The organism is Mesorhizobium sp. M1399 (assembly GCF_040317735.1).
Classification (GTDB): domain Bacteria; phylum Pseudomonadota; class Alphaproteobacteria; order Rhizobiales; family Rhizobiaceae; genus Mesorhizobium.
This window is the reverse complement of sequence record NZ_JAMYKZ010000003.1, coordinates 369,465-383,588: the sequence shown is the minus strand read 5'-3', so window position 1 is coordinate 383,588 and position 14,124 is coordinate 369,465. Positions and strand designations below refer to the sequence as shown.

The following is a 14,124-nucleotide window of genomic DNA, read 5'->3' as shown; positions in this document are numbered from 1 at the left end:
CAGATCAAGGCTCAACAGCGGAGCAGCGATGAGCAACCGTTTTAAATCAGGCGCGGTCTTGGCGACTGCCTTGTTGGCGTCCGCCATCGCGGCAAGCGCTTCCGCTGGGACCATGCACATTTTCTGGAAGGATCTGCGCCCAGCGACCCAGGCAGCCGCCGAAAGCGTCGGACTGCCAATGATCGCGGCCAAAATGCCGGATCATGGCGAAACGCTCTCTCACGATTTGCAGGACCAGACCGTGCAGCTCGCGGGCTACGCACTGCCGGTCGATCGCGACGGTGATCTCGTCTATCAATTCCTGCTGGTGCCCTGGACAGGGGCCTGCAGCCATATGCCGACGCCGCCGCCCAACCAGATCGTCCTCGTTACGCCTGCGCAACCCTACCGGATGTCCGAGGCCTACCAGCCGGTTTCGATAACTGGCGCACTAGAGCCAGGCATGGAGAAGAGCCAGCTTTTCATCCTTGACGGCGTCAGTGTCATCCAGTCGGGCTACACTGTGCGCAAGGCCGAGGTGGTCAACGTCGACACCGTGCCGGACACGATCACGCTGCCGGTCAACTCGCCATGGACTTTCCTCAACAAAAAGAAGAACTAAGCAGAAGAATCTCAAGCGGCGTTGGCGCCGGACTCCTTGTCGAGCACCATGTAATCCAGCGGCATCTCGGTGGTGTATTTGATCTGCTCCATGGCGAAGGAAGACGACACGTCGCGGATCTCGATCTTGGCGATCAGCCGCTTGTAGAAGGCGTCGTAGGCGGCGATGTCGGGCACCACGACGCGCAAGAGATAGTCGACATCGCCGCTCATGCGGTAGAATTCGACCACTTCGGGAAATTCCTGGATGACCTCCGAAAAGCGCCGCAGCCATTCATGGCTGTGCGAATTGGTGCGGATCGACACAAACACCGTGACCCGCACATTGACCTTTTCATGGTCGAGGATGGCGACGCGCCGCTTGATGACGCCCTCTTCCTCGAGCTTCTGGATGCGCCGCCAGCACGGCGTCGTCGACAGGCCGACCTTCTTGGCGACGTCGGCGACCGCAAGCGTCGCATCCTCCTGCAGGAGGCGGAGGATTTTTCTATCGAGGCGGTCCATTGGGTGCTCCCCCTGATGCAAGTCGTCCAAAGTGCGCAGCGGCTTTGGCACAACGATATGCATAAAAACAAGAATTTAAAAGCGCGTCCCCTCATGCGCTACGCGCTTCGAGGAATAGATTACCATATTCCCTCTTGTCATGGCCTTTTACAAGAAAGAAATTCTGTCGGATAGCGCGAAAGCGAGTGATTTCTTGCTGAATGCCTAGCCGATGCGATAGCGGATTTCCGATCTTAGAAATGGCAGCAAATCCATTTCAAACCATGGATTGCGCTTCAGCCAGCCGGTGTTGCGCCAGGACGGGTGCGGCAGCGGCAGGACTTTCGGGTCAGTCGGTGCCGCCCAGATGGCGCGCCAGTCCAAGACTGTTTCTGTCAGCGAGGGACGGCGCGCCGCGCCCATATGCCAGCTTTGCGCGTAGATGCCGATCGTCAGCACCAGATCGACTTGCGGCATCAGCGCCATCAGCGATACGCGCCAGGCCGGCGCACATTCGCGGCGCGGCGGCAGGTCGGCGCCCTTGGCGTCCTGACCCGGAAAGCAAAAGCCCATCGGCACAATGGCAAACTTGTCCGTGTCATAGAATTCCTCGCTGCCGACGCCGAGCCAGCTTCGCAGCCGGTCGCCGGAGGCGTCGGTGAACGGCATGCCTGACACGTGGACCTTGGTACCCGGCGCCTGGCTGGCGATCAGGATGCGGGCGCTCGAAGATGGCCTGAGCACCGGACGCGGCTGGTGCGGCAATGGCCTGCCGGCCGGCTTATCGACGCAGATGCGGCAGGCGCGTACCCTCGCTGCCAAGGCTTCCAACTCTTCGCTCATTCGGAACTCATTGTCAGGCGGCGGCACTCGGCCGGCTTGAGATTGCCCGATACCAGCGCAGCACGTTGGTGCACTCTTCGGGTACCTTGATGCGAGCCGGCTTCATGAAGTCGATGGCGACCAGCCCGGTGATGTCGGCGATCGAATAGGTATCGCCGGCGACGAATTCCCTGCCGGCGAGCTCAGTGTCCAGAAATCTCAGGAATTCGATCGCCTTCGGCTTGTTGGCCTCGCCCCATTCGGGGATTTGCGGGATCTCCCATTCCCTCATTGCGGGATGGATATGCCGGAACGCCGCGGAGACGCAGCCGAACAGATTGAACTCCACGCGCCTTTGCCACATCTCGACGATTGCCTTGCCCAGCGCACCACGCCCGAACAAAGCCGGCTCGGGGTGCAGTTCCTCGAAGTAACGGCAGATTGCGACGGACTCGGTGATGATGGTGCCATCGTCGAGTTCGAGCACCGGCAGACGCTTCAGCGGATTGCGCGAGCTGACCGGCTGCTCTTTGTGCTCCAGCGCACCCATGTCGACCGGCACCAGCGGAACTTCAACTCCCTTTTCAGCCAGGAAAATCCGAACCCGACGTGGATTGGGCGCGCGCCCGCCGTCGAACAGCTTCATCTCTATCCTCCTCGTCCGTACGACGAATTATAGGCGCAGCTCACCAGAAGCGAAAAATCTCCCGCAGGGCGTCGCCGATCGACGCCAAGGTGCCGTGTTTTCTTTCGACCAGCTCGTGCCCGTGGCTCTCGCGCCAGTTCTTCGGCTCGTCGAAAGTTCCGGCCCAGATGCCGACCTTGCCTGCGCGCGCAGCGGCTTCCTCGGTCTCGAAGTCGCCAAAGGCGACCGCCCAGCCGGCCTCGACCTGAGCGCGGTTGAGATCCTTGCCGCCGACCTTGCAATCGCCGAGCAGCCTGCCGTAGCGGTCGCGCTGCCAGCCGCTGCAGGAAACCGCTTTGCCGGCAATCAACCGCACCAGGGACTGCCGCGCGAGCTTGCCGCAGGGATAGTCGGCACCGTCCTTGCGACAGATCTGCGAATATTCCGGCGCATCGATGCCACGCATGCGGACACGCTCGCTGCCGAGGGTGATGCTATCGCCGTCATTGACAATCGCCGCGCCCTCCGTCTTGCGCGTCTCCACCCGGTCGAGGCGCGCCGCCAGGAGCATCAGCAGCCCAAGCACGATGAGCGTCAGCCCATAGTCCATCAGCCTGCGCCACGGGCTTCGCGGACGCGGCGCATAGTATCGCTGGCGCGGCCATCGCGACCACGAACGGCTCATATGGCAAACCGTTGGTTAATCATTCGAACGTAGCTTAACGATTTGAAATTGCTGCCCGCGTAAATTGAAGACTTCATGCCCCTGCAACGCTCGACCACGGCGGACAAGTTTATTGTGGACCGCAGGAAACGCCATCGCAACAGCGATGTCGCGCGCGCGGTGCGCAAGACGCGCGACCGTCTTTCGCAGCAAGCCGGAAATCCCGACTTCGACCGCGAGCTGTTGAAGCTCCACGCGCTGTCGATGACCGGCGGCGTGGTCGTCATCCCGCTGCTCGTTCTGGCAACTGCCGCCGCAGGCTTGTTCGCGGGCATCGGCAAGGAGATCGGCGTCTGGGCGCTGTTCACATTCATCTGCTACACCATCGTGGCGTTCATGGCGAGACGCGTCACGCAAGCGTCCGAGCTCAACCCGCTGGAAACGCATAGGGATTTCCTGATCGGCCATTTTCTTTGCGGGCTTGGCTGGGCCTGGTTCGCATGGCTCGGCTGCGAAACTTGCCAAATCGATCAGTTCCAGGTCGCCAAGGCGGTGGTGCTGCTGCTCGCCATGTCGGCAACCGCGATCCTGGCATCGTCCCTGCGCGGTGCGCTGTTGGCGACCTTCGCCCTCCCGGTCGCCATCTATGCCTATGCCAGTGCAAAATTATGGCTGCCCGTCGAGGTGATCATGGCAGGTTTGCTGATCGCCTCGCTACCTTTCTTCGCCTATGTGGCGCGCCAGCTCAACCGTTCCTCGCTGATGCTGCTGTCGTTCCGCTCCGAAAAGGATGCGCTGATCGCCGAACTGGAGACGGCGAAATCGATGTCGGACGAGGCACGGCGGCGGGCGGAAGACGCAAATCTGGCGAAATCACGTTTCCTGGCCTCGATGAGCCACGAACTGCGCACACCGCTCAACGCCATTCTCGGCTTTTCCGAAGTGATGGCCAACGAGGTGCTCGGCCCGATGAGCAACCCGACCTATCGCGACTATGCCCGTGACGTGCATGACTCCGGACAGCATCTGCTCGACCTGATCAACGAAATCCTCGACTTGTCGCGCATCGAAGCGGGTCGCTACCAGCTCAATGAGGAGCCGATGATGCTGCTCTCCGTCGTCGAGGATTGCTGCCACATGATGGAGCTGAAGGCGCGCAACAAGGACATCCGCATCGTCCAGGATTTCGAAAACGCCTTGCCGCGCCTGTTCGCCGACGAACGCGCGGTGCGGCAGATTGCGCTCAACCTCTTGTCCAATGCCATCAAGTTCACCGCCACCGGCGGCGAAATCCGCGTGCGCGTCGGCTGGACGGCGGGCGGCGGGCAATATCTCTCCGTCAAGGACAATGGGCCGGGCATACCGGAAGACGAGATCCCGATCGTACTCTCGGCCTTCGGCCAGGGCTCGATCGCCATCAAGAGCGCCGAACAGGGCACCGGGCTTGGCCTGCCGATCGTGCAGGGCCTGCTGGCCATGCATGGCGGCGAATTCCAGCTCCATTCCAGGCTACGCGAAGGCACCGAGGCGATCGCCATCTTCCCGCTGAGCCGGGTGATGGAGGAACTGCCAGCGCTGCCGACCAAGGCGGTTGCTTCGCGCCGGCGCTGAATGCTTAACCGCGGACCGCGGCTGCCATGCCGGAGCTGGTCAGCGCGGCCGCCTTGACCAGTCCAGCGGCAAGAGCCGCCCCTACCCCCTCGCCCTGGCTGACGCCCAGATCGAGCAGCGCGCGAAGGCCGAGGCGCTCGGCGGCCTTGGCATGGCCCGGCTCCGGCGATAGGCTTGCGAGGAGACAATGATCGAGCGCGGCGGGGTTGGCGGCATATAGGGCGGCAGCGGCCGCGGTCACCGCAAACCCATCGAGCAGCACCGGGATCTTCTGCATCCGCGCCGCCAGAATGGCGCCGCAGATCGCTGCGAATTCCCGTCCACCGACCCGGCGAAGCGCTTCCAGCGGATCCTTGAGGCTCGCGCCGTGAAACGCCATCGCGGCATCGACCACCTCCGCCTTGCGCCTCTGCATCGCTGCGTTGGCCCCCGATCCAGGGCCGACCCAGTCGGCGCCGGTGCCGCCGAACAGCGCCGCGCAAAGAGCCGCGGCGACAGTCGAATTGCCGACGCCGAGGTCGCCAAGGCAAAGCAGGTCGGTGCCGCCGGCAATCGCTTCCATGCCGAAGGCCATGGTGGCGGCGCAACCGCGCTCGTCCAGTGCCGCGTCCTCGGTGATGTCGGCTGTTGGAATGTGCAGAGCCAGATCGAACACCTTCAAGCCGAGATCGTTGGCGATGCAGATCTGGTTGATCGCTGCACCGCCGGCGGCGCAGAGCTCGACCGCATTTGCCGTGGCGGCGGCGGGGCGCGGCGAAATGCCGTGGCGGGTGACGCCATGATTGCCGGCAAAGAGCGCCACCAATGGCCGCGTCACCGCCGGTGGCGCGCGGCCGCTCCAGCCGGCGAGCCAGGCGGCGACGTCCTCGATGCGGCCGAGCGAGCCTTTGGGCTTGTCTGCCTTGGCAAACAACTGGCGCACGCGGGCGTTGGCCGCCATATCTGCCGGCGGCAGGCTCACCAGAAGGTCGCGAAAATCGTCGAAAGGCAGCGCGCTGGTCATGTCGATGGCGATCGTCCCTGTGAATTGGTGAGCGGCATAGCCGCCTTGGCCAGCCGGCACAACCTCGGCGTAACTTGGCGGTATTGACGCGAAAGCACTTGTTGGCGGCGCACCCCGGAGGGCTTGCATTGACTTTGTCGTTGCACCATGTGGAGGCTAGCCAAGGAAATCCTCATGACGGCCATTGAATCCCCGTGCATCCTGGTCTGCTCGATCGACATGAAAACCGGTTTCTGTTTCGGTTGCGGGCGCACGCGCGAGGAAATCGCCGCCTGGATCGACATGACCCCGCAAACCCGCCGCAGCGTCATGGCCGAGCTGCCGGCAAGGCTGGAAACGGTCGAGCGACGCCCCCGCCGGGAAACCCGTCGCAGCCGCATGGCACGCGAACGCGACGCCCTCTCGTGAACCGGCCGCAGAGATGAACCGACTGTTGTGGATTCTGATCGTCGCGATCGGGGCGGGTGTGCTCCTGCTCATGCTCAACGATTCCGCCGGCAGCACGTTCGGCATTGAGAATTACGATTTCAGCCAGCTGATCTGGCTTGGCGCTTTAGCGGCGCTCGTCGGCGCCGGCCTGCTCAGATCGGGCAGGCCGTTAGGCACCATGGCCCGCAGCCTCGGCGCCTGGGGTGCCATCGTGCTGGCGCTGATCGCCGGCTATCAGTACCGCTATGAGTTGCAGGATTTCGCCAGCCGCGTCACCGCCGGCTTTGTTCCCGGCAGTCCGCTGGCACTGGGCGTGGACGAAGGCCATGCCACCGTCACCCTGGACAAGGCCGGCAACGGCCATTTCGAAGCGCGTGTCACGATCAACGGGACGCCGATCCTGACGGTTGTCGATACCGGCGCGACCAGCACCGTGCTGACCGCCGAGGACGCACTGGCGGTCGGGTTCAATTCGGCGGCTCTCCGCTTCACCATACCGATCTCTACCGCCAACGGCATGACACGCGCCGCCGCCGTAAAAACCGATGAGCTGTCGATCGGCGGCATCGTGCGCAAGGACATGCCCATCATGATCGCCGCACCCGGCACGCTCGGCCAGAGCCTGCTCGGCATGAATTTCATCGGCTCGCTATCGGGCTTCGACGTCCGTGGCGATCGCATGATTTTGCGGGATTAACTTCTTTCCTCAGGCCGCCTCTGCGGTCCTGCCGAAATCGACTTCTGCGAAGGCCGCCTTGAGCACCTGCGGTCCGGCACCCGGCTTTGTCGCCTCGGTGGAAAGGATCTGCCGATAGCGGCGTGCACCGGGCAGGCCGTGAAACAGCCCGACCATGTGCCGGGTGACATGCCCGAGGCGTCCACCCTGCTCGATATGGCGTGCCGCGTAATCCGCCATGGCATCGATCAGCGCGGCAAAATCGAACGGCTCAGCCGTGCCGCCGTAAAACGCGGCATCGATGCCGGTCAGTATCCCGGGCGTGTGATAGGCGGCGCGGCCGAGCATAGCGCCATCGACATGGTCGAGATGCCTCAGCGCCTCTGCAAGAGATTGAATGCCGCCATTGATGCCGATGAATTTGTTTTGTTTTCTGGCTTTCAGCCGATATACGCGGCCATAGTCGAGCGGTGGGACGTCGCGATTTTCTTTTGGGCTCAGACCTTCCAGCCAGGCCTTGCGGGCGTGCACCCACAGCGCGTCGGCGCCGGCCGCGAAAACACCGTCGGCCAAGGCATCGAGTGCCGGTTCCGGATCCTGCTCGTCGACGCCGATGCGGCACTTGACGGTAACCGGTATTTTCACCGCCGCCTTCATCGCAGCGACGCAATCCGCGACGAGCACCGGCGTCTTCATCAGGCAGGCGCCGAACGTGCCCGACTGGACGCGGTCGGACGGACAGCCGACATTGAGGTTGATTTCATCATAGCCGAAGGCTTCGCCGATGCGCGCCGCCTCGGCCAGCTTTCCCGGATCGGCGCCGCCGAGCTGCAGCGCCACCGGATGTTCGCTGTCGTCGAAGCCGAGCAGCCGCTCGCGTGCGCCGTGGATGACCGCATCTGCCACCACCATCTCAGTGTAGAGCAGCGCCTCGCGCGTCAATTGGTGATGGAAGAACCGGCAGTGCCGGTCCGTCCAGTCCATCATAGGTGCAACGGCAACTTTGTGTCCTAACATCCTAATTTTATTATCTTTTTTATGCGTCAGTCCGTCCAATACCCTGTTGGAACGACTGAGCAATTTGGAAAGAAGCGCGTAGCCAAACGTAACCGAATTTACGACTATGCTGGCGCAAACTGAAGGCCATTTAGCACATCACGCCGCTCACTGCACACGTGGTGCACACGAAATCTTCCGTCATCCCACCGGCCCGACCATCGATCAGATGACCATCAATAGCTTCGCTTGGCTGAACAAGGCCTTGACACGCAACTGGCATGCACACTGCCTCAACCACTTTAGTGACAGCATCGGGCTGTATCGACTTCAAAGGCGTTGCCTGCGGCTTATCGGCGAACTGAATTTGCTCTCCGCTAGTCTGAGCAATGTTATGCGTCAGCCCGAGGCCAGCCTGACCGGTTGGCTGTTCGGCTGCCGCGCGGAAAGCAGGGCCGCGAACTGGTCCACAGCCTGTCCGGCCCGCGCCAGGACTAGCGGATCCACGAGCTTGCCATCGGCAAAGTCGCTGTCGCTGCCGTAGACGGCGCTCGGCACGGTCAGTGCGGAGTAAAAGCCGAACAACGGGCGAAGCTGATGCTCGACCACCAGAGCGTGGCGCTGGCCGCCGCCTGTCGCGCCGATCAGCACCGGCCGGTCGACAAGCGCCAGCGGATCGATGAGGTCGAACAGATGCTTGAAGAGGCCGGCATAGGAGCCGTTGTAGACCGGCGTCGTCACGATCAGCGCGTCGGCCTGTTCGACAGCCTCCACCACATTCAGCGCCTCCGGCGTCAATTCCTTTCGCGTGAACGCAGCACCCAGACCACGGCCGGCATCGACAAGATCGAGGAAATTCACCGTGGCGGATAATCTTTCGCGCAGTGCCTCACCCAGATGATGCGCCAGCGTCCGTGATTTCGATGGCCTATGGGTGTTGCCTGACAAAACGACGATGCTCTGGCGCAGCCGTTCGACATGGAAATTCATGGGCTCTCTCATCTGTCCGAAACGATTGGAGACTCTGGCGGGCCGCCGGCCCCGCCAGTCCACAGCTGACCGTCAGGCGGCGCGCAGAGGCCGCGTCAGCGGGATCGGTGCGGCCGGCTCGGAACGCGGCACGCGGCCTTCGACCGGATGGCTCGGATCGTTGAATCGGTGCGTCGAGGCATGGCCGGCTGTGACGAGGCGGTCGACAAAGGCCTCGTCTTCAGCGGTCAGCCTGAAGTCCAGCGCCTTAGCGTAGCTGTCCCACTGTTCCTCGGTGCGCGGGCCGGCGATCGCCGCCGTGACCAGCCGGTTGTTCAGAACCCAGGCCAGCGCAAAATCGGCGGCGGAGACGCCGCGTGATTTTGCGTGCGCCGCGATCTGCCTGGCGATCTCAATCGATTCCGGGCGCCACTCGGTCTCGGCGATACGCTTGTCGCCACGGCCGGCCCGCGTGTCGGCAGCTGGCGCCTGGTTCGGCTCGTATTTGCCGGTCAGCACGCCGCGCGCCAGCGGGCTGTAGGAGACGACGCCAAGACCAAAATAGGCGGCGGCCGGCAGTTGCTCAGCTTCGGCGGTGCGGTTGACGATGTTGTAGAGCGGCTGGCTGGCCACCGGCCGGTCGATGCCGAGTTCATCGGCGAGATGCGCGACTTCGGCAATGCGCCAGCCACGGAAGTTCGACACGCCGAAATAGCGCAGCTTGCCTTGGCGGATGAGGTCTGCAATCGCCCGTACCGGCTCCTCCAGCGGCGCATCGAAGACGGCACGGTGGAAGTAGAACAGGTCGATGTAATCCGTCCCGAGGCGGCGCAGGCTGTTCTCGACGGTCTGGATTACCCATTTGCGCGAATGGCCGCCAAGATTGGGACCCTTGTCATGCGAGTTGACGAATTTGGTCGCTACAACCCAATGATCGCGCGTCGCCTTGATGCCGCGGCCAACGATTTCTTCGGACTTGCCGTTGTGGTAGACGTCGGCGGTATCGATGAAATTGATGCCTTGCTCGCGCGCCTTGTCGATGATGCGGTGTGCGACATTTTCCTCGGTCGGCCCGCCAAACATCATCGTGCCGAGGCTGAGCGGCGAAACCTTCAAGGCGCTGCGGCCAAGATAGCGGTAATCGGACATTTTTCTGCTCCGTTGAACTTTCAGTTGAGGGTTGGTTCGGCGTAGTGGCAGGCGACGTGGTGTCCCGCCGCGATCGCCCGGAATGCCGGCTCCTGCGAACGGCAAAGATCGGTCGCCAGCGGGCAGCGCGTGTGAAAGCGGCAGCCGCTCGGGATGTTCTGCGGGCTCGGCAGGTCGCCATGGATCGGCGCGGCCTGACGCCGGCGCGACGGGTCCGGCACGGCGTCCATCAGCGCGCGCGTGTAGGGGTGCTTGGGCGAGGTCCACAGCGTCGCATTGTCGGCGCTTTCGACGATGCGGCCGAGATACATGACCAGCACCCGGTCGGCAAAATAGCGGACCACCGACAGATCGTGCGAGATGAAGAGGTAGGACAGGCCGAGCTGCCGCTTCATGTCGACTAGCAGGTTGAGGATCTGCGCCTGGATCGAGAGGTCGAGTGCCGACACCGGCTCGTCGCAGACGACCAGTTCCGGATTGAGGATCAGCGCCCGTGCTATGCCTATGCGCTGACGCTGACCGCCGGAAAATTCATGCGGGTAGCGACCGAGCGAATCCTTCGGCAGACCGACACGCTCGATAATGTCCTCGACGATGCCGCGCCGCTCGGCCTTGTTGCCGATGCCATGGACTTTCAGCGGCGCGGTCAGGATGTCGCCGATCGTGTGGCGTGGGTTGAGCGATGCGAACGGATCCTGAAAAATCATCTGGATATTGCGGCGCGCCGCCTTCAGCCGGCTGGCGTCGAGAACGGTGATGTCGGTGCCGTTGAACTCGATCTTGCCGCCGGTCGGATCGACCAGCCGCATGATCGTCTTGCCGAGTGTCGATTTTCCGCAGCCGCTTTCGCCGACGAGACCAACCGTTTCGCCGCGCCCGACCTCGAGGGAAACGCCGTCGACAGCGCGCAGCGCACCGCCCTGGGCGTGGAAATGCGTCGAGAGGTCAGAGACCGAGAGCAACGCCATGCGCAACCTCCGGAATGAAGCTGTAGGGACAGGCAACGAGGCGATCCTCGCTCACCTCGACGAGGTCGGGTACGAAATGGGCACAGCTGTCGCGCGCCACCGCGCAACGCGGCCGGAACGGACACCCTCTCTCGCCGGCAGCCGAGACGATGCTGCCGGGAATCTCCGTCAGTCTGGCGTCGCGGTAGTGGAGATTGGTCTTCAGCCGCGGCGACGCAGCCAGCAGGCCGCGCGTGTAGGGATGAAGCGGTGTTCTGAACAGCGCGCCCGGCAACGCCTGCTCGACCTTGCGGCCGGCATACATGACGACGACCTTGTCGGCCCATTGCGCGACGACACCGAGATCGTGGGTGATCAGCACGACCGCCATCGACAGTTCGCGGCGCAGCGTATCGAGCAGGTCGAGCACCTGCGCCTGGATGGTGACATCCAGCGCCGTCGTCGGCTCGTCGGCAATCAGCAGGCGCGGCCGGCAGGCAACGGCGATGGCAATCATGACGCGCTGGCGCATGCCGCCGGAAAGCTGGTGCGGATAGTCGTCGATGCGCCGCTGCGGATCGGGAATGCGCACAAGCGAGAGCAATTCGATCGCCCGCGCCCGCGCTGCCTTGCCGCGTATGCCCTCGTGCAGCGTCAGCACCTCGGTGATCTGCCGGCCGATGGTCAGCACCGGGTTGAGCGAGGTCATCGGCTCCTGGAAGATCATCGCGATCTCGCGCCCGCGCAAGTTCCGCATCGCCTTCTGGTCGAGACCGAGCAGATCCCTGCCGGCGAACTCGATCCTGCCATTGGGGATCTTCGCCGAGCGCGGCAGAAGCTGCATCAGGGCAAGTGCTGTCAGCGATTTGCCGGAGCCCGATTCGCCGACGATCGCCAGCGTCTCGCCTTCGCCAACCTCGAAACTCAGCCGGCTGACCGGCTCGGTGGTCGGGAAGCGAACCGTCAGATTGTCGACCCTGAGCAAGGGAGTGGCCATCTCTAGCGCTCCTGCGAGAAGCGCGGATTGAGCGCGTCGTTGAGGCCGTCGCCGATCAGGTTCAGCGCCAGCACGGTAAAGACGATCGCTAATCCCGGCAGTGCCGTCAGATACCAGGCGGTTCGGATCAGCTCTCGACCGGCTCCGATCATCGAGCCCCAGCTGACGACATTGGGATCGCCGAGGCCCATGAAGGACAGCGCCGATTCCATCAGGATCGCGGTTGCCACCATCACCGACGAGGTCACGATCAAAGGTGGCAGCGCGTTGGGCAATATCTCGCGGAAGATGATGCGGGCATGGCCGTAGCCGAGGCTGCGGGCAGCCATGACGAAATCCTTCTCGCGGATGGCCCGGAATTCGGCACGCGTCAACCGCGCCACCGTTGGCCAGGTGATGACGGCGATCGCCACCGTCACCACAGGCGCCGTCGGCTGCGCGATCGCCACCATGACCACCAGAAGCACGAAGCTCGGTATGGTCTGAAAGATTTCGACCAGGCGTACCAGCAGGTCGTCGATCCAGCCGCCGAAATAGCCGGCGGTAGCGCCGACGAGGATGCCGAAGCTGAGACCGAGCGCGGTCGCCATCAGCCCGACGAACAGCGAAATCCGCGCGCCATGCAGAATGCCGGAAAGCACGTCGCGGCCCATCGAATCCGTGCCCAGCGGGAAGGCCGGATTCTGCCCCGGCCACAGGAAGGGCCGTGCTACCATCGACAGAGGATCGGCCGGATAGAGGACGGGCGCCAGCAAGGCTGCCAGCACGACAAGCGACAGGAACACCACGCCGAACATGGCGTTGGGATTGCGCAGGAAAACCTTCAGCGCCCGGCCACCGGCCGCAATCGGTACCGACGCCGCAGAGGCGGAGCGCGCGTCGGGCGCGTGAAGATTGCTCCAGCTCTTCGCCTCGGGTTCAGCCGGCACCGCAGGCTCGCGGGTATCGGCATAGAGGCGGCGGGAGCGGGCATCGCCGGCGGCGAATTCGGTGGAAGCCATCAGCGTACTCCGATGCGGGGATCGAGCCAGGCGTGCAGCAGATCGACGGTCGCATTGGCGACAATGACCAGCAGCGACGACAGCAGCAAGATGCCGAGCAGCACCGTGAAATCACGGCCCATGACCGCCTCGAAGGCGAGACGCCCGAGGCCAGGCCAGGAATAGACGGTCTCGACGACCACGGCGCCGCCGAGCATGCCGCCAACATGCATGCCGGCCATGGTGGTGATGGGGATCAGTGCGTTGCGCAGGACATGCCGGATGGTGATGACGGTCGGCGACAGGCCCTTGGCGGCGGCGGTGCGCACATAGTCCTGCGACTGGACTTCCAGCATCGCCGCCCGGGTCAGCCGCGCATAGATCGCCACGTAGAACAGTGCCAGCGACAGCGCCGGCAAAATCATGTAGCGCACCTTGTCCCAGAGGCCGGCAAGGCCGGTCAGGTTGCTGCCGATGGTTCCCGAACCGCCGCTCGGCAGCCAGCCGAGCTTGACCGAGAACAGGACGATCAGCATCAACCCGATCCAGAAGCCCGGGATCGAATAGAACAGCAGCGAAACGACCGAAAGCAGACGATCCGGCAGGCGTCCCGAAAACACCGCCATCAACGATCCGAGGACGAGACCGAGTGCGATGGCGATGGTCAGCGCCACCGCCATCAGCAACAGCGTTCCCGGCAGCCGCTGGCCGATCAGGTCGGCGACCGGCATGCCGTAGCGCGGCGAAAAGCCAAGACTGAAATGCGCCAGATTGTAGAGATAGTTGAACAGCTGGACGAGCAGTGGATTGTCGAGTCCGAAGCGCTGGCGCAACGCCGCCATGGTTTCCACCGTGGCCGAACCGGCCTCGCCGGCCATGACGTCGGCGGCATCGCCGGGCGCAAGCTGCAGCAGAAAGAAGTTCAGGATCACGATGCCCAGAATGGTCGGCACCGCCTGGATCGCGGTGCGTCGAAACGTTCGGCCAATGCGCGTCAGGGTCGACATCATTTTTGCTTTCCCGGCTGTGGCTGACGATGCGGGTTTGCTGTTTCCCGGAAAGTTCCGTGCTTTTTAGTTGACAAGATTTATAGACATTGTCAAACCTGATTTAAGAAATTTTGTTCTGCAAATGCCGATATTGCAGAATAGAATTTTATTTCATACTACAAAA

General features: G+C 63.1%; 15 protein-coding genes and 1 pseudogene. 4 read left to right on the top strand and 12 right to left on the bottom strand.

What is annotated here, in order from left to right:
* Positions 1–28 precede the first annotated feature (28 nt).
* Complete coding sequence (locus tag NKH05_RS06675) at positions 29–601, top strand: DUF3299 domain-containing protein (protein ID WP_023717643.1); 573 nt, start codon at positions 29–31, stop codon at positions 599–601.
* 11 nt (positions 602–612) lie between these two features.
* Here NKH05_RS06675 and NKH05_RS06670 read toward each other — a convergent pair whose 3' ends face one another.
* From NKH05_RS06670 to NKH05_RS06655, 4 genes and pseudogenes are all read right to left on the bottom strand, one after another.
* Positions 613–1,104 carry an Lrp/AsnC family transcriptional regulator gene (locus tag NKH05_RS06670; protein ID WP_006333679.1) on the bottom strand — a complete coding sequence of 164 codons (492 nt, stop codon included), beginning with the start codon at positions 1,102–1,104 and terminating at the stop codon, positions 613–615.
* A 204-nt stretch (positions 1,105–1,308) separates the two neighbouring features.
* A pseudogene (locus tag NKH05_RS06665) lies at positions 1,309–2,000 on the bottom strand (uracil-DNA glycosylase family protein).
* Complete coding sequence (locus tag NKH05_RS06660; protein WP_023717645.1) at positions 1,940–2,551, bottom strand: glutathione S-transferase; 612 nt, start codon at positions 2,549–2,551, stop codon at positions 1,940–1,942. The pseudogene NKH05_RS06665 and the gene NKH05_RS06660 overlap by 61 nt, the downstream one beginning before the upstream one ends.
* 40 nt (positions 2,552–2,591) lie before the next feature.
* On the bottom strand, positions 2,592–3,215 hold the full coding sequence (locus NKH05_RS06655) for a thermonuclease family protein (protein ID WP_352587234.1): 624 nt from the start codon (positions 3,213–3,215) through the stop codon (positions 2,592–2,594).
* Between the two features lie 75 nt (positions 3,216–3,290).
* Here NKH05_RS06655 and NKH05_RS06650 point away from each other — a divergent pair, with 75 nt between their 5' ends.
* Entirely contained in the window at positions 3,291–4,805 is a 1,515-nt protein-coding gene (locus NKH05_RS06650; RefSeq protein ID WP_353019076.1) for a sensor histidine kinase, read from the top strand.
* Positions 4,806–4,809: 4 nt separating this feature from the next.
* Here the strand turns inward: NKH05_RS06650 and NKH05_RS06645 are convergent, their stop codons facing one another.
* On the bottom strand, positions 4,810–5,808 hold the full coding sequence (locus NKH05_RS06645) for a nicotinate-nucleotide--dimethylbenzimidazole phosphoribosyltransferase (RefSeq protein ID WP_352482679.1): 999 nt from the start codon (positions 5,806–5,808) through the stop codon (positions 4,810–4,812).
* 174 nt (positions 5,809–5,982) lie between these two features.
* Between NKH05_RS06645 and NKH05_RS06640 the strand changes: the two genes are divergently transcribed.
* Both NKH05_RS06640 and NKH05_RS06635 read left to right on the top strand, forming a co-directional pair.
* Positions 5,983–6,216, top strand: a complete 234-nt coding sequence (locus tag NKH05_RS06640; RefSeq protein WP_031193575.1) for a DUF1289 domain-containing protein — start codon at positions 5,983–5,985, stop codon at positions 6,214–6,216.
* Positions 6,217–6,229: 13 nt separating this feature from the next.
* The gene (locus tag NKH05_RS06635; RefSeq protein WP_352482604.1) at positions 6,230–6,934 is read left to right on the top strand and encodes a TIGR02281 family clan AA aspartic protease; all 705 of its coding nucleotides are present in this window, start codon (positions 6,230–6,232) and stop codon (positions 6,932–6,934) included.
* A 9-nt stretch (positions 6,935–6,943) separates the two neighbouring features.
* Here the strand turns inward: NKH05_RS06635 and dusA are convergent, their stop codons facing one another.
* From dusA to NKH05_RS06600, 7 genes are all read right to left on the bottom strand, one after another.
* Positions 6,944–7,930, bottom strand: a complete 987-nt coding sequence (dusA, locus tag NKH05_RS06630) for a tRNA dihydrouridine(20/20a) synthase DusA (protein ID WP_352482605.1) — start codon at positions 7,928–7,930, stop codon at positions 6,944–6,946.
* 378 nt (positions 7,931–8,308) lie between these two features.
* Positions 8,309–8,899 (bottom strand): FMN reductase, encoded by a 591-nt coding sequence (gene msuE / locus NKH05_RS06625; protein WP_031193577.1) that lies wholly within the window; start codon positions 8,897–8,899, stop codon positions 8,309–8,311.
* A 72-nt stretch (positions 8,900–8,971) separates the two neighbouring features.
* Positions 8,972–10,027: an aldo/keto reductase gene (locus tag NKH05_RS06620; protein ID WP_023717652.1), complete on the bottom strand. Its 1,056-nt coding sequence runs from the start codon at positions 10,025–10,027 to the stop codon at positions 8,972–8,974.
* 20 nt (positions 10,028–10,047) lie between these two features.
* Positions 10,048–10,995, bottom strand: a complete 948-nt coding sequence (locus NKH05_RS06615) for an ABC transporter ATP-binding protein (protein WP_352482606.1) — start codon at positions 10,993–10,995, stop codon at positions 10,048–10,050.
* On the bottom strand, positions 10,973–11,971 hold the full coding sequence (locus NKH05_RS06610; RefSeq protein WP_352482607.1) for an ABC transporter ATP-binding protein: 999 nt from the start codon (positions 11,969–11,971) through the stop codon (positions 10,973–10,975). Before NKH05_RS06610 ends, NKH05_RS06615 begins: the two co-directional genes overlap by 23 nt.
* Positions 11,972–11,973: 2 nt before the next feature.
* On the bottom strand, positions 11,974–12,972 hold the full coding sequence (locus NKH05_RS06605) for an ABC transporter permease (RefSeq protein WP_352482608.1): 999 nt from the start codon (positions 12,970–12,972) through the stop codon (positions 11,974–11,976).
* Positions 12,972–13,958 carry an ABC transporter permease gene (locus tag NKH05_RS06600; RefSeq protein WP_353025193.1) on the bottom strand — a complete coding sequence of 329 codons (987 nt, stop codon included), beginning with the start codon at positions 13,956–13,958 and terminating at the stop codon, positions 12,972–12,974. The genes NKH05_RS06605 and NKH05_RS06600 overlap by 1 nt, the downstream gene beginning before the upstream one ends.
* Positions 13,959–14,124 lie beyond the last annotated feature (166 nt).

What these genes read in the sequence shown, in the direction of transcription:
- NKH05_RS06605 (WP_352482608.1), bottom strand. Translation starts at nt 12,972, where the DNA reads ATGGCTTCCACCGAATTCGCCGCCGGCGATGCCCGCTCCCGCCGCCTC.
- NKH05_RS06645 (WP_352482679.1), bottom strand. Translation starts at nt 5,808, where the DNA reads ATGACCAGCGCGCTGCCTTTCGACGATTTTCGCGACCTTCTGGTGAGC.
- NKH05_RS06675 (WP_023717643.1), top strand. Translation starts at nt 29, where the DNA reads ATGAGCAACCGTTTTAAATCAGGCGCGGTCTTGGCGACTGCCTTGTTG.
- NKH05_RS06615 (WP_352482606.1), bottom strand. Translation starts at nt 10,995, where the DNA reads ATGGCGTTGCTCTCGGTCTCTGACCTCTCGACGCATTTCCACGCCCAG.
- msuE (WP_031193577.1), bottom strand. Translation starts at nt 8,899, where the DNA reads ATGAATTTCCATGTCGAACGGCTGCGCCAGAGCATCGTCGTTTTGTCA.
- NKH05_RS06655 (WP_352587234.1), bottom strand. Translation starts at nt 3,215, where the DNA reads ATGAGCCGTTCGTGGTCGCGATGGCCGCGCCAGCGATACTATGCGCCG.
- NKH05_RS06620 (WP_023717652.1), bottom strand. Translation starts at nt 10,027, where the DNA reads ATGTCCGATTACCGCTATCTTGGCCGCAGCGCCTTGAAGGTTTCGCCG.
- NKH05_RS06635 (WP_352482604.1), top strand. Translation starts at nt 6,230, where the DNA reads ATGAACCGACTGTTGTGGATTCTGATCGTCGCGATCGGGGCGGGTGTG.
- NKH05_RS06610 (WP_352482607.1), bottom strand. Translation starts at nt 11,971, where the DNA reads ATGGCCACTCCCTTGCTCAGGGTCGACAATCTGACGGTTCGCTTCCCG.
- NKH05_RS06650 (WP_353019076.1), top strand. Translation starts at nt 3,291, where the DNA reads ATGCCCCTGCAACGCTCGACCACGGCGGACAAGTTTATTGTGGACCGC.
- NKH05_RS06640 (WP_031193575.1), top strand. Translation starts at nt 5,983, where the DNA reads ATGACGGCCATTGAATCCCCGTGCATCCTGGTCTGCTCGATCGACATG.
- dusA (WP_352482605.1), bottom strand. Translation starts at nt 7,930, where the DNA reads ATGTTAGGACACAAAGTTGCCGTTGCACCTATGATGGACTGGACGGAC.
- NKH05_RS06670 (WP_006333679.1), bottom strand. Translation starts at nt 1,104, where the DNA reads ATGGACCGCCTCGATAGAAAAATCCTCCGCCTCCTGCAGGAGGATGCG.
- NKH05_RS06600 (WP_353025193.1), bottom strand. Translation starts at nt 13,958, where the DNA reads ATGTCGACCCTGACGCGCATTGGCCGAACGTTTCGACGCACCGCGATC.
- NKH05_RS06660 (WP_023717645.1), bottom strand. Translation starts at nt 2,551, where the DNA reads ATGAAGCTGTTCGACGGCGGGCGCGCGCCCAATCCACGTCGGGTTCGG.